The following is a 13,569-nucleotide window of genomic DNA, read 5'->3' on the forward strand; positions in this document are numbered from 1 at the left end:
TCGATCCGCCGCCCGGGATGTGGGCGACCATTCGCCGGTCCACCTCGTCGAGGACCGCCCGGCCCGGCCCTCGTCGGGCCGGACCGGGCGGGTCGGGTGGGGCAGGGGATCAGGCGACGGTGGCCCAGATGGCCCGGAAGGCCGCCGCCTCGCCGGCCAACCAGCGTTCGATCTGCTCTGGGCGGGCGTCGGCGGGCATCCGGTGGGCCTCGCCCCGCCGGACGTCCACCAGGACCGGCTCGGCGTGCGGGAGCACCGCGTCCATGTGGCGGGCCATCAGGTGCAGGGTGGCGAGCGTCGCCTCCTCGCTGGGCGGCGCCTCGTCGAAGTGCAGTCGGACGGCCTCGACGCGGCCGTCGGCGTGGCGGACGCCGAACTGGGGGTTGACCTTCACGGGCAGGTCGCCGAGCATCGCGAGCGCGTCGCGGGTCTGGGCGAGGTCGACGGCCCTCGGCTCGCCGAGGGAGCCCAGCCAGGTCTTCGCGCCCGGGACGAGCGACTGGTAGAGCGGACGCCAGCGCGGCTTCACCACGTCGGCCACCTGGTCGAGATGCGTGCCGCCGGTGTGGAAGGCGATGTCGGCCTTGAGCGCCTTGACGAACTGGCCGTGCGGGTTGAAGCCGGAGCGGCTGGCCCGCTGCTTGCGCAGGCCCCCGACGAAGGTGGCCTTCGTTGGGCCGTTGCGGTCGACGTAGCGGGTGAAGCCGAGCAGGGTGGCGTAGGGGGTGGGTGTGGTGGAGGCGGGCGTGGTCACGGGCGTCCTCCCAGGTCAGGACCTCGATTAGTACACACATTCTAATCGACGGGTGTGACATCTCCCAGGGTTTGTGAGGCCCTCGTCGCCCGGCGGAGCCGAGGCTCGTCCGTCCTTGATCAACTGGGCTGAGGCGCGAGGCGAGATCGGCGGGCCGGTACGGACCGTCCCGTCCCGGCAGCGGCAGCGGTGCGTTCCGGATCGACCATCGACGCGCGATGGAGCGCACGACTCGCGGGTGTGTGCGCCGCTGCCGTGGACTGATGCTCCGATACGGTGGGCCGCGACTGTCTTCGCTGTCCCCGGAGGGTCCCTGCAGGCCGCGCGCACGGGACGCACGTCGCGGCGCCGCACCGGCCGATCGGGTCCTCCCGACGAAGAGCGAAGGCGCCAAGGGCCGACTCGGAGGAAGGGTCCTGCGCGTGATCGACGACGAGGGTCGTACGCGACACGGAGCGGTTGTCACCCGGAGGAGCCACCCACAACGCGGGCTGGACTACTACCTGCTCCTCGCTCGCGCCCGCAGTGCCCCGGCCGACCCCACCAGGACGCGCGGCGAACACCCGGCCGCACCCGAAGGGATCCTCGTCGAAGAGTTCGTACGCGACCACGAGTTCGTGACGGTGGGCCTGTTCGCCGCGGCCTGGCGGGCTGACGACCCCCGCTGGCTGAGCTGCGCGTCCCTCAGCCGGGTCATGCGCACGGATCCGGTGTCACTCACCCGGGTGGTGCCGAGCGACCGGAGCGGCGCCGAGATCGCATACCAGCAGCTCGGCGGTGGCCGGTTGCCGGATGAGGCAGCACTGCGGTCGAGCTTTCTCGACTACGAGACCCTCGCCACGGCACCGCTGCTCCGGCTGGGGCCGGCGGACACCCCGGCGGGCTTCCGGGAGAAGCGGACCTACCGCGTCCTGTTCGCCAAGGATCTGCAGGTCGAGCAGGTCGAGGCTCTCCGCGGACGGTGGAATCCGCCGCCCGGCGGCCAGGGCGGCCGTGGGCCGATCCCACAGATGCCGGCCGGCCACCGGAGGGCAGGCGACGACCTCTTCTCCTGGACCCTCCACCGCATCGGCGGTGGGCTCGCCTGGGGCCTCGACGTGACCGCGTTGCTCGCGACCGAACTGGACGACACCGTCGGCCCGGTCCTGGACGACCTGACGCAGACGGTACGGCAGCACGGACTGATACCCGTGGTCACGGAGCGATTCAGCTGACCGGTCGCCGTCAGCGCACCCGCGGCTCGTCCGACCGCCCGGCCGGAGGAACGGCCGACTGAAGCGGACGCGTCGGCCACATACCTCTTCCCGCCCACGGCCCGCTGACCGGCGCGGCGCTTTCGGCGACCTCGGTTCGTGAGTGCTTTTCGCCCACGGCAACGACAAAGGGAAAGGAGCATCCGCTCCTTTCCCTTCTCAACATATAGCGCACCGGGGGGCTTGCGGCAAGACCCGGGTCGTGCCGCAGAATCACCCGCCGAGGCCAGGACCAGCGAAAACGGAATTCGCTGAACGCGTGTGTCGTCGTCGAACGGGGACGTCGAAACGCTGGTGGAACTCGCGGGGCGAGCGCGGCACCCGGCGCACGAATGCGGCCGGGCGCGCCCCGGACGAGGAGTTCCGGCGCGGCTGACCGGTGTCGCCGAGCCAGGCCCAGAACGAGATCGGAGCTGACGACGTGAACCCTCTGACCACCGGTGCGTTCGACCTTCCCGACCATCTCTCCGCCAAGGCCGACCCGGCCCTGATCGCCGGCGACGAGCGGCACTTCGCGGCCATCGCGGAGAGCCTCGAGCAGTCGACCGCCGAGCTGTCCGAGCGACTCGACGCCGAGCGCAGGGCCCCCGGGGGCAAGGGCCGGCAGGCGGTGGACCGGGACATGGAGGTCCGTCGGTTGGCCGCCCGCCTGCGTACGCTGCGTCGCTTCGGCGTCGACCTGTGCCTCGGACGCATGGTCGGCGCGGACGACCCCGAGCCGGTGTACGTCGGACGACGTGGCCTGACCGACGGCGCGGGCCGTCGGCTGCTGCTCGACTGGCGTTCCCCGGCGGCCGAGCCGTTCTTCGCGGCGACCCACGCCAACCCGAGAGGGCTGGCCAGCCGCCGCAGGTACCGCTGGACCCGCGGCCGGATCACCGACTACTGGGACGAGGTGTTCACCCCCGACGGGTTCGCGGCGCACGCCGCCGCGCTCGACGACCAGTCCGCCTTCATCGCCAGCCTGGGCGCCAGCAGGTCGTCGCGGATGCGCGACGTGCTCGGCACGATCCAGGCTGACCAGGACGCCATCATCCGCGCGGGCTCGAGCGGCGCGCTCGTCGTCGACGGCGGCCCCGGCACGGGCAAGACCGTCGTCGCCCTGCACCGCACCGCGTACCTGCTCTACGCCGACCCGCGCCTCGGCCACCGCCGGGGCGGCGTGCTGTTCGTCGGGCCGCACCAGCCCTACCTCGCCTACGTCGCCGACGTCCTGCCCAGCCTCGGCGAGGAGGACGTGCAGACCTGCACCCTGCGGGACCTCGTGCCCGAGGGCGCCACGGCGACCGTCGAGACCGACCCGGAGGTGGCCCGGCTGAAGTCCTCCGCCGACCTGGTGAAGGCGATCGAGGCGGCCGTCAGGTTCTACGAGGAACCGCCGACCGTGCCCATGACGGTCACCACCGACGAGGCCGACATCCGGCTGAGCGCCGCCGACTGGGCCGAGGCGTTCGGGGCGGTGGGGTCCGGTACGCCGCACAACGAGGCGCGCGACGAGGTCTGGGAGGAACTGCTGACGATCCTGACGGAGAAGTACGACGGCGACGAACCGGACCACCTGGTCCGGGCGTCGCTGCTGCGCAACCGGGAGCTGCGTACGGCGGTCGACCGTGCCTGGCCGCTGATCGAGGCGGCCGACCTCGTCGGCGACCTGTGGTCGGTGCCCGCCTACCTGCGCAGGTGCGCTCCCTGGCTCGCCCCCGACGAGGTCCGCAAGCTGCAGCGCAGCGACGCCCGGGCCTGGACGGTCTCCGACCTGCCGTTCCTGGACGCGGCACGGCAGCGGCTCGGCGACCCCGAGGCGTCGGGGCGCAGGCGCCGGCACGAGGCCCTCGTCGCCGTCGAGCGCGCGCGCATGGCCACGGTCGTCGAGGACCTGATCGAGGCCGATGCCTACGACGACGGCGAGGGTGTGCTGTCGAGCCTGCGCCAACCGGACCTCCAGGACGCCCTGGTCGACCGGGCCGCACTGCCCGGCGTCGAGCCGGACCTGCTCGCCGGCCCGTTCGCCCACATCGTCGTGGACGAGGCGCAGGAACTGACCGACGCCGAGTGGCAGATGCTGCTGCTGCGCTGCCCGTCGGGGAGCTTCACCATCGTCGGCGACCGCGCCCAGGCCAGGCACGGGTTCACCGAGTCGTGGCGGGAACGGCTCGCGCGGATCGGGCTCGACCGGATGACCCTGGCCTCCCTGAGCGTCAACTACCGCACGCCGAAGGAGGTCATGGCGGCGGCCGAGCCGGTCATCCGGGCCGTGCTCCCGGACGCCAACGTGCCGACCTCCATCCGCGACGGCGGCGCTCCCGTCGTGCACGGATCCGCTGCCGACCTGGGCTCGATCCTCGACACGTGGCTCGCTTCGCACGCCGAGGGCACCGCCTGCGTCATCGGCGACCCCACGTTCCGGGCGACGTCCCGGGTCCGGTCGCTGACCCCGGAGCTGGCGAAGGGGCTCGAGTTCGACCTCGTCGTCCTCGTCGACCCGGAGGCGTTCGGCGACGGCGTCGAAGGCGCGGTGGACCGCTACGTGGCGATGACCCGGGCGACCCGGCAACTCGTCGTCCTCACCACGTCCTGAGGCGCGGGCGCCGCGGCCTCTCCCGCACACGCCCGGTGCCGGGACGGGCGGCGTCGGCGGCGTCACGACTCCGGACGCCCGGCATCTCGTCGTCGCAGGAGCAGGCCCACGGCGACGGCGGCGGCGCTGCCGAGGCACCCGAGCGCCGTCGCGACGACGTGCAGCGCGGCGGTGAAGCCCGCGCCGGCGAGCTGCCCGCCGCTGACGACGGCGAGGGTGGCGCCGACCAGCGCGAGCGCGACGGTCTCGGTGACGAGTCGGCCGGTGTTGAACAGCCCGGCCACCGTGCCGGACTGTCGGACGGGTGCGGTGGCGATGGCGAGCCCGTCGATCACGCCCGTGGTGACGCCGACGCCGGTCCCGATCAGCAGCAGCGGCAGCAGGAGGGACCGGGGTGTGCTGTCGGGGCCGACGGTGGCCAGGGCGAACGTGCCGGCCGTACCGAGGGCGATGGCCCCGACCGACAGCAGGCGGGGCGAGCGACGCGCGATCGCCGCTCCGAGCGGGGGCAGGGCGACCGAGGGCAGGGTGAGCATGAGCATCCACAGCCCGGCCCGCCCGGCGTCGAGGCCGGCGACGTCGATGAGATAGGAGGGCAGGTAGACCAGGAGAGGAACGAGCAGTCCCATCATGGTCGCGGCGACCAGCGAGTACCCGACGAAGCGCCGATTGCGCAGGAGGTCGAGGTCGAACATCGGGGCGGTGCCGCGCCTCTCGACCCGTACGAACCCGATCCCGCAGGCCACGAGGGCGAGGAGCGCGGCGATCACCGACGGGTGCGAGGCGCCGCGCGCGGGTGTCTCGACGAGGACCCAGATGAGCAGCGCGAGCGCGGCGGTGAAGAGCACGCCGCCGCCCCAGTCGATCCGCCTCCCGGCGCCAGGCAGGGCGGGCAGGAAGGGACACAGCAGCAGCACGACTCCCGCCAGCGCGGCGGGGACCGCGAAGACGGCCCGCCACCCGGTCGCGTCCACGAGCAGGCCGGAGATCGTGGGGCCGAACGCGAGGCCGACGCCGAGGACCGCACCGAGCGCGCCGAACACCCGGGTCCGGGCGGGTCCGGCGAAGGTCGCCGCCAGGATCGACTGACCGGTCGCCGTCGCCGCTGCCGCCCCCGTGCCGGCGAGGACGCGGGCGAGGTTCAGGACCGTGGCGTCCCGGGCCAGCACGCACAGCACGCTGCCGGCGAAGAACACCGCGACCCCGGCAGCGAAGAGGCGGCGCCTGCCGAGCAGGTCCGCGAGCGAGCCGCCGAAGGCCAGGAACGCCGCGAAGCAGAGGTTGTAGCCGTTGACGACCCACTGCGCCGTCGTGAGCGACGTGTCGAGGTCGTGCCGGATGCCGGGTAGCGCGACCGACGCCCCGGTGATGGTCAGCGGGAACGACAGCGACGACAACAGCACCGCGGTCAGGGTGCGGGCGCGCGCGTTCACCGCGACCACCGACCGGCGACGGCGACGAGCGGGCGGCGACGAGAGAAGGGGGCGTCACACGGGACGGGACAGGTGGTTGCAGAACTGTGCACGAAAGGCTCCGGACATCGCATGCGGAGCCGGGCAGCCCGGACGGCCACACCGGCGAAGGGTCGCTGATGCGGCGGAGCGGAAACGCAGAGCGTTCGGGAGTCTGGGGTTTCGCGCCGCCGCTACGGGCGGCGCACCCTGTCCGAGGCGGGCACGGGGTGAACCTAGTCCAGCGCGGCTCACCCCGGCAACGCGATACCTCCCCGCGGGACACCGGCAGCACGGCGGGGCCGGCCGGAGCCGGCCCCGGACGCCGCGCGTCGGAGATCAGCCGGGCCGCCTCGGCCCCACGGTCGGGGCGGTGGCTAGAGCTGGCCGACCGAGGTGATCCGGACGACCGCCGCGCCCGCCTCGTCGGAGGCCGCGAGGTCGATCTCCGCGCTGATGCCCCAGTCGTGGTCCTCCTCGGGGTCGTCGAGGATCTGCCGGACCGTCCACCGCTCCCGGCCCTGCTCGATCATGAGCAGCGCCGGCCCGCGCGCGTCCGGACCCACCCCGATCTCCCCGTACGCCTCGAAGTACGGCTCCAGCGCGTCGGCCCAGGCGTCCGCGTCCCAGCCCGACGCGGCGTCCAGCTCGCCGAGGTCGTACCAGCGGCGCAGGGCGGCCAGCTCGACGCGGCGGAACAGGGCGTTGCGCACCAGCACCCGGAAGGCGCGGGCGTTGCGGGTGACCGCCGGAACCCGGTCGTCCAGCGCCTCCGCGGCCTCGGCGGCGTCGGTGGGGTTGCGTAGCCGCTCCCACTCGTCGATGAGGCTGGAGTCGACCTGGCGGACCAGCTCGCCGAGCCACTCGATGAGGTCGATCAGCTCCTCGGTCTTGGCGTCCTCGGGCACCGTCTGCCGCAGCGTCTTGTACGCGTCGGCGAGGTAGCGCAGCACGAGTCCCTCGGAGCGGGTCAGCCCGTAGAACTGCACGTACTCGGTGAAGGTCATCGCCCGCTCGTACATGTCCCGCACGACGGACTTGGGGGAGAGCTGGTGGTCGGCCACCCACGGGTGCCCCTGCCGGTACATCTCGTACGCCGAGTCCAGCAGCTCCGCCAGCGGCTTCGGCCAGGTCACCCCGTCGAGGAGTTCGAGGCGGGCCTCGTACTCGATGCCCTCGGCCTTCATCGCGGCGACCGCCTCGCCGCGGGCCTTGAACTGCTGCGCGGAGAGCACCTGGCGCGGGTCGTCCAGGATCGACTCGACCACCGAGAGCACGTCGAGGGCGTACGAGGGGGACTCGGCGTCGAGCAGCTCGATCGTGGCCAGCGCGAGCGGGGAGAGCGGCTGGTTGAGGGCGAAGTCGAGCTGGAGGTCGACGGTGAGGCGGACCCGGCGGCCGGTCTCGTCGGGCTCGTCGAGCTGCTCGACGACGCCGCCCGCGCGCAGCGCGCGGTAGATGGCGATGGCCCGCCGGACGTGCCGGCGCTGGGCGGCGCGGTCCTCGTGGTTGTCGGTGAGCAGGTGCCGCATCGCGGCGAACGCGTCGCCGGGGCGACCGATGACGTTGAGCAGCATCGAGTGGCTGACGTGGAAGCTGGAGGTCAGCGGCTCCGGTTCGGCCTCGACCAGGCGGTCGAAGGTGGGCCTCCCCCAGCCGATCGACCCCTCCGGCGGCTTCTTGCGCACCACCTTGCGCCGCTTCTTCGGGTCGTCGCCGGCCTTGGCGAGCGCCTTCTCGTTGTCGATGACGTGCTCGGGGGCCTGCACGACGACCCGGCCGACGGTGTCGAACCCGGCCCGCCCGGCGCGCCCGGCGATCTGGTGGAACTCGCGGGCCTTGAGCAGCCGGGTGCGGACCCCGTCGTACTTGGACAGGCCGGTGAACAGCACGGTGCGGATCGGCACGTTGATGCCGACGCCGAGCGTGTCGGTGCCGCAGATGACCTTGAGCAGCCCGGCCTGGGCAAGGGTCTCGACGAGCCGGCGGTACTTGGGCAGCATCCCGGCGTGGTGCACGCCGATGCCGTGCCGGACCAGCCGGGACAGGGTCTTGCCGAACCCGGAGGTGAACCGGAAGTTGCCGATCGCGGTGGCGATCATGTCCTTCTCGGCGCGGGTGCAGACGTTGACGCTCATCAGGGCCTGGGCGCGTTCCAGGGCGGCGGCCTGGGTGAAGTGCACGACGTAGACGGGCGCCTGCTTCGTCTCCAGCAGCTCCTCGAGGGTCTCGTGCAGCGGCGTCATCGCGTACGAGAAGATCAGCGGGACCGGCCGCTCGGCGGAGCGGACGACGGCGGTGGGCCGGCCGGTGCGCCGGGCCAGGTCGTCGACGAAGCGGGTGGTGTCGCCCAGCGTGGCGGACATCAGGACGAACTGCGCCTGCGGCAGCTCGATGAGCGGCACCTGCCACGCCCAGCCCCGGTCGGGCTCGGCGTAGAAGTGGAACTCGTCCATGACCACCTGGCCGACGTCGGCGCGCTCGCCCTCGCGCAGCGCGAGGTTGGCCAGGATCTCGGCGGTGCAGCAGATGATCGGCGCGTCGGCGTTGACGCTGGCGTCGCCGGTCAGCATGCCGACGTTGTCGGCGCCGAAGACCTCGCAGAGGGCGAAGAACTTCTCCGACACCAGCGCCTTGATCGGGGCGGTGTAGAAGGTCGTCCGGTCGTCGGCCAGGGCCGCGAAGTGCGCCGCGATCGCGACCAGGCTCTTGCCGGACCCGGTCGGCGTATTCATGATCACGTTGGCGCCGGAGACGATCTCGATGACCGCCTCCTCCTGGTGGGGGTAGAGGTCGAGGCCGCGCTCCTTCGCCCAGCCGGCGAACGCGTCGAACAGGGTGTCGGGGTCGGCGCTTGTCGGCAGCGCGGCGGTGAGCGTCATAGCGGGTCCCATGGTGCCTGGACCATGCCCCCGAGCGCCAACCGGCCCGGGCGGGCGAGGTGTCGGGAGGGGTTCCCGGGCAACGGAATCCGTCGACCGGGGTCCCTCGTCGTCACGACCGGCGGTGGATCAGGTCGAAGATCGGGCGGCCCGCCCGCAGGGCGCGGCGCTCGAACTTGGTGACCGGGCGGTGGGCGGGGCGCGGGGCGAAGCCGTCGTAGGCGTCGACCAGCCCCGGGTCGGCGTCGAGGGTCGCCCGCATCGCCTCGGCGTACTCGGCCCAGTCGGTCGCGCAGTGCAGGGTGCCGCCGGGCGCCAGCCGGGAGCGCAGCAGCGCGACGTGGGCCGGCTGGATGATCCGCCGCTTGTGGTGCCGGGACTTGGGCCAGGGGTCGGGGAAGAAGACGTGCACCGCGTCCAGCGACGCCTCCGGCAGGCCCGCGACCAGGTCCAGGGCGTCGCCCTGGGCCACGCGTACGTTGCGCAGGCCGTGCCGGTCCACCAGGTCCAGCAGGTTGGCGATCCCGGGCGTGTGCACCTCGACCGCCAGGTAGTCCCGGTCGGGGTCGGCGGCGGCCATCTCGGCCGTGGTGTCGCCCATCCCGGAGCCGATCTCCAGCACCAGCGGGGCACGGCGGCCGAACAGGCCGGCGAGATCCACCGGCGTACCCGGCCGCTGCGGCACGTCCAGGCCGAGGACCGGCCAGAGCCGGTCGAGGGCGTCCGTCTGGCGGCTGCTCATCCGACCACGGCGCGGATGGAAGGTCCGGATCGGTCGGGCGGCGGGCGCCGCGACAGCGGCGGCGGGGGAGTCGGTGTAGGTCACAGCGACCCGAGCGTACGCGACGACCCCGCCGAATCGGATGTGATGTTCGCCCGGGGATGAGAGGATCCATCCCGTACGGCAGACCGGGCGTCTGGTATTGCCCGGCACTGCCCCAACGCGCCGGGAGGGGGCGTCGTGACGGTGCACCGAGGCGGTGTGGCGCTGGCGATCGCGGCCGTGTTCGTCGGTCCCCTGCTCGCGGCCCCGCCGACCCTGGCCGCTCCGCCGTCCACCGCCCTGGCACCCGACGTCGCGCCGCTGGCCCTGGCCGGTGCGCCGCAGCCGGGGCCGCCCGGGCCGAACGTCTTCGTCGAGGTCAGCCCGAGCACGGTCGAGCCGGGATTCCTGGTGGGGATCCGGGCCAGTTGTCGGGACAACTCCGTCCCCGCCACCGTGGTCTCGGACGCCTTCGGCCGGGTGCAGGTGCAGCCGCAGGGCGGCACGTTGACCGCCGCGCCGATGGTGCGCGAGCGCACCCGGCCCGGCAACTACCGGATCAAGCTGGAGTGCCGCGACGGCGAGACCGCCTCGACCATGCTCCAGGTCGTCAAGGCCGTGAAGCCCAGTCGTGGTCCGGCGACCGGGTTCGGCGGTGGCGCCGGCGGAGTCACCGGTGGGCTGCTGCTTCCGGGAGGCCTCGCCCTGACCGTGACCGGCATCGTGCTCGCGGTCCGGGCGGCGCGCCGGCCGCGTACCGTCCGTGGCGCCGCCCGACGCTGAGCCCGGTCATGGTCCCCACACCCGCCCCGCGCCCGGCCGCCGCAGCGGCCCGGGACCCCCGGCCGGCCAACCGCCGTCCCTGGTCGATTCCGCTGGCCGTGGTGCTGGTGCTGGTCGGGGTCTTCGCCACCGGCGCGGGCCTGGGACGCACCGCCGGGCCGTTCGACTGGGCGGCCGGCGGGGGGCAGGATCGGCCGGCCCGCAGCGAGAGCGGGGCGCTGACGGCCAGCCGGCCGGTGCGCCTGTCCGTACCCGCCATCGAGGTGTCCGCTCCGGTCGCCCCCGTCGGGCAGGCCCGGGACGGGTCCATCGCCGTTCCGCCACTGGAGCGCGCCGACGAGACCGGCTGGTACGACCGGGGCCCCACCCCGGGCGAGCCCGGCCCGTCGGTCATCGTCGGGCACGTGGACACCAGACGCGGCCCGGCGGTCTTCCACGGCTTGCACAAGCTGCGCCCGGGCGACACCGTCGAGGTGTCCCGGGCCGACGGCTCGGTCGTGGTGTTCAAGGTCGACTCCGTGGAGCACTTCCCCAAGGAACGGCTGCCGGCGGAACGGGTCTACGGCGACGAGGGCCCGCCGGGCCTGCGCCTGATCACCTGCGGCGGCGACTGGCTCGGCGGTCGGACGGGCTACGCGGACAACATCATCGCCTTCGCCACCCTGGTCTCCTCCCGCCCCGCCTGAGCGCAGGCGCCCACGTCCGTCAGGTCGCCATCGGTGCCGCCCTCGCGACGGGTCAGGATCGGCTCGGGACCTGCTGGACGACCTCGAACTCCAGGAGGGTGGCGCCGGAGGCGACCGGGGCGCGCTTCTCGCCGGCGTGGGCGGCGCGCGACGGGCCGGCGGCCCATGCCTGATAGGCCTCCTCGCTCTCCCAGCGGGTGTACACGAAGTAGCGGTTCTCCCCCGCGACGGGACGCAGCAGTTCGAAGCCGAGGAAGCCGGGGGAGTTCTCCACGGCTCCGGCCCGGGCGGCGAACCGCTTCTCCAGTTCCTCGCCCGCGCCGGGAGGAACGTCGATTGCGTTGATCTTCACGACTGCCATGGCTCCACCCTACGGCCGTTCCACGAACCGTGACTGGCCGCGCCGTACCTCGTCGGCCGGCGGTGTCGTCGCTCGTCCCGATACCAAGCAGGTATTTTCATGCCGCACAGGTATCAGCGTTCCGGTGGCAGTGTCCATCGGCTTCACGCGCCCTCCGGGACACGCCTGGCGTCGACGCCCGGGCTCAGAGCGGCGCGACCGCCGGAACCAGGTCGGCGTCGAGGACGATCGGCGCGTGGTCGGAGGGGCCCTTGCCCTTGCGCGCCTCCCGGTCCACGTACGCGGTGCGGACCGCCCGGGCGAACGGCGCCGAGGCGTAGACGAGGTCGATGCGCATGCCCTTGTTCTGGTGGAACATGCCGGCCCGGTAGTCCCAGTAGGTGAACGGGTGCGGGCCCTTCATCGGCGTGGGCACCACGTCGGAGAGCCCCAGGTCGCGTAGCGCCGCGAGGGCCGCCCGCTCCGCCGGGGTGACGTGCGTGGAGTGGGTGAACACCGCCGGGTCCCAGACGTCGGCGTCGGTGGGCGCCACGTTGAAGTCGCCGCAGACCGCCAGCGGCAGGCCGCCGGTCAGCTCCGCCTCCAGCGCGTCGCGCAGCGCCGCGAACCAGGCCAGCTTGTACGCGTAGTGCGGGTCGTCCGGGGCCCGGCCGTTCGGCACGTACACCGACCAGACCCGGACCCCGTCGCAGGTCGCCGAGATGGCGCGGGCCTCCGGTTCGGGGAATCCGGGCTCGCCGGTGAACCCCACCGTGACGTCGGCGAGACCGACCCGGGACAGGATCGCCACCCCGTTCCACCGGCCGTCGCTGTGGCTGGCCACGGTGTAGCCCAGCTCGCCCACCTCGGCGGTCGGGAAGGCGCCGTCCGGGCACTTGGTCTCCTGGAGGCAGACGACGTCCGGCCCGGTGGCGGCCAACCAGTCCAGCAGCCGGGGCAGGCGGGCCTTCACCGAGTTCACGTTCCAGGTCGCCAGACGCATGGGTACCAGCCTGCCCCATCCCGGGCCCTGCCGCCGGACCGGCGCGGTCAGCTGCCCGGGGTGTCGCCCGGGCGGGTCTGCTCGGCCAGGAAACGCTCCAGCTCGGCGCCCAGCTCGTCGGCGGTGGGCAGGGGCCCGGCCTCGGCGGCGAGCAGGTTCTTCTCGCCCCGGCCGCGGGAGAACGCGTCGTACTGCTCCTCCAGGGCCTGCACCAGCTGGGCGGCGTCGTCGGTCTGGGCGACCTGCCGGTCGATCTCCACGCGCACCACCTCGGCCGCCGCGCGCAGCCCGTCGCGGGGCAGCAGCAGCCCGGTGCTGCGGGACACGGAGGCGAGCAGGACCTCGGCGGCGGCCGGGTACTCCGTCTGCGCCACGTAGTGCGGCACGTGGGCGGCGAAGCCCAGCGCGTCGCGGCCCAGCTCACCGAGGCGGTACTCCAGCAGGTGCCCGACGCTGCCCGGGACCTGCACCCGCTGCAACCACGGCTCGTAGCCGGCGATCAGATCGCGGCGGGTGGCGTGCGCGGTCACCCCGGCGGGCCGGGTGTGCGGCACGGCCATCGGGATCGAGTTGAGCCCGACGGTGAGCCGGACGTCCAGCCGGGCGGAGATCCCGGCGATCGCGGCCACGAAGCGCTCCCACTGCAGGTCCGGCTCCGGGCCGGTGAGCAGCAGGAAGGGGGTCTCGTCGTCGTCGCGGAGCAGGTGCAGCTCCAGCGCCGGAGCGTCGTACGACTCCCAGTGGTCCTCGACGAAGGTCATCACCGGGCGGCGCGAGCGGTAGTCGAAGAGCTGGTCGACGTCGAAGCGCGCGATCGGGCGGGCGTCCAGGGAGGTGAGCAGCTGCTCCCTGGCCAGTCGGGTGGCGCTTCCGGCGTCGACGAAGCCGGTGAGGGTCTGGATCAGGACCGGCTGACCGAGGTCGGGCAGATCGTCGGTGAGCTCGTAGAGCTCGTGTGGGTCGAGCACCGGTGCGGACCTCCCTGGTCGTGCGTACGGGTCGCCGCCGCGGGATCGCGGGACGGCACCCGGTTCGGGGAACGTACCCGCCATCCTCGTGCATTCCTCGCCGCGCCC

11 protein-coding genes are annotated in these 13,569 nt (G+C 73.4%); 4 read left to right on the forward strand and 7 right to left on the reverse strand.

Annotated elements, in window-relative coordinates:
• Nucleotides 1-109: 109 nt before the first annotated feature.
• The gene (locus tag V6U77_RS15690) at nucleotides 110-754 is read right to left on the reverse strand and encodes a hypothetical protein (protein ID WP_334607064.1); all 645 of its coding nucleotides are present in this window, start codon (nucleotides 752-754) and stop codon (nucleotides 110-112) included.
• A 422-nt stretch (nucleotides 755-1,176) separates the two neighbouring features.
• On the opposite strand from V6U77_RS15690, the gene V6U77_RS15695 reads away from it, so the two are divergent.
• On the forward strand, nucleotides 1,177-1,968 hold the full coding sequence (locus tag V6U77_RS15695; RefSeq protein ID WP_334607065.1) for a hypothetical protein: 792 nt from the start codon (nucleotides 1,177-1,179) through the stop codon (nucleotides 1,966-1,968).
• 469 nt (nucleotides 1,969-2,437) lie between these two features.
• On the forward strand, nucleotides 2,438-4,585 hold the full coding sequence (gene helR / locus V6U77_RS15700) for an RNA polymerase recycling motor ATPase HelR (RefSeq protein WP_334607092.1): 2,148 nt from the start codon (nucleotides 2,438-2,440) through the stop codon (nucleotides 4,583-4,585).
• A 62-nt stretch (nucleotides 4,586-4,647) separates the two neighbouring features.
• Here helR and V6U77_RS15705 read toward each other — a convergent pair whose 3' ends face one another.
• From V6U77_RS15705 to trmB, 3 genes are all read right to left on the reverse strand, one after another.
• Nucleotides 4,648-6,018 carry an MFS transporter gene (locus V6U77_RS15705; protein ID WP_334607066.1) on the reverse strand — a complete coding sequence of 457 codons (1,371 nt, stop codon included), beginning with the start codon at nucleotides 6,016-6,018 and terminating at the stop codon, nucleotides 4,648-4,650.
• A gap of 395 nt (nucleotides 6,019-6,413) precedes the next feature.
• On the reverse strand, nucleotides 6,414-8,918 hold the full coding sequence (locus V6U77_RS15710; protein WP_334607067.1) for a DEAD/DEAH box helicase: 2,505 nt from the start codon (nucleotides 8,916-8,918) through the stop codon (nucleotides 6,414-6,416).
• A gap of 112 nt (nucleotides 8,919-9,030) precedes the next feature.
• Nucleotides 9,031-9,660 carry a tRNA (guanosine(46)-N7)-methyltransferase TrmB gene (gene trmB / locus V6U77_RS15715; protein WP_334607068.1) on the reverse strand — a complete coding sequence of 210 codons (630 nt, stop codon included), beginning with the start codon at nucleotides 9,658-9,660 and terminating at the stop codon, nucleotides 9,031-9,033.
• A gap of 225 nt (nucleotides 9,661-9,885) precedes the next feature.
• Here trmB and V6U77_RS15720 point away from each other — a divergent pair, with 225 nt between their 5' ends.
• Nucleotides 9,886-10,464: a hypothetical protein gene (locus V6U77_RS15720; RefSeq protein ID WP_334607093.1), complete on the forward strand. Its 579-nt coding sequence runs from the start codon at nucleotides 9,886-9,888 to the stop codon at nucleotides 10,462-10,464.
• Nucleotides 10,465-10,472: 8 nt separating this feature from the next.
• Nucleotides 10,473-11,150, forward strand: a complete 678-nt coding sequence (locus V6U77_RS15725) for a class F sortase (RefSeq protein WP_334607069.1) — start codon at nucleotides 10,473-10,475, stop codon at nucleotides 11,148-11,150.
• 52 nt (nucleotides 11,151-11,202) lie between these two features.
• Here the strand turns inward: V6U77_RS15725 and V6U77_RS15730 are convergent, their stop codons facing one another.
• The 3 genes from V6U77_RS15730 to V6U77_RS15740 all read right to left on the reverse strand — a co-directional run bounded on the left by V6U77_RS15730 (nucleotide 11,203) and on the right by V6U77_RS15740 (nucleotide 13,461).
• Nucleotides 11,203-11,511 carry an antibiotic biosynthesis monooxygenase family protein gene (locus V6U77_RS15730; protein WP_334607070.1) on the reverse strand — a complete coding sequence of 103 codons (309 nt, stop codon included), beginning with the start codon at nucleotides 11,509-11,511 and terminating at the stop codon, nucleotides 11,203-11,205.
• A gap of 184 nt (nucleotides 11,512-11,695) precedes the next feature.
• Entirely contained in the window at nucleotides 11,696-12,493 is a 798-nt protein-coding gene (locus V6U77_RS15735; RefSeq protein WP_334607071.1) for an exodeoxyribonuclease III, read from the reverse strand.
• Between the two features lie 47 nt (nucleotides 12,494-12,540).
• Complete coding sequence (locus V6U77_RS15740; RefSeq protein WP_334607072.1) at nucleotides 12,541-13,461, reverse strand: proteasome assembly chaperone family protein; 921 nt, start codon at nucleotides 13,459-13,461, stop codon at nucleotides 12,541-12,543.
• Nucleotides 13,462-13,569: the final 108 nt, after the last annotated feature.

This window comes from Micromonospora sp. CPCC 205546 (assembly GCF_036902715.1).
Taxonomy (GTDB): Bacteria; Actinomycetota; Actinomycetes; order Mycobacteriales; family Micromonosporaceae; genus Micromonospora.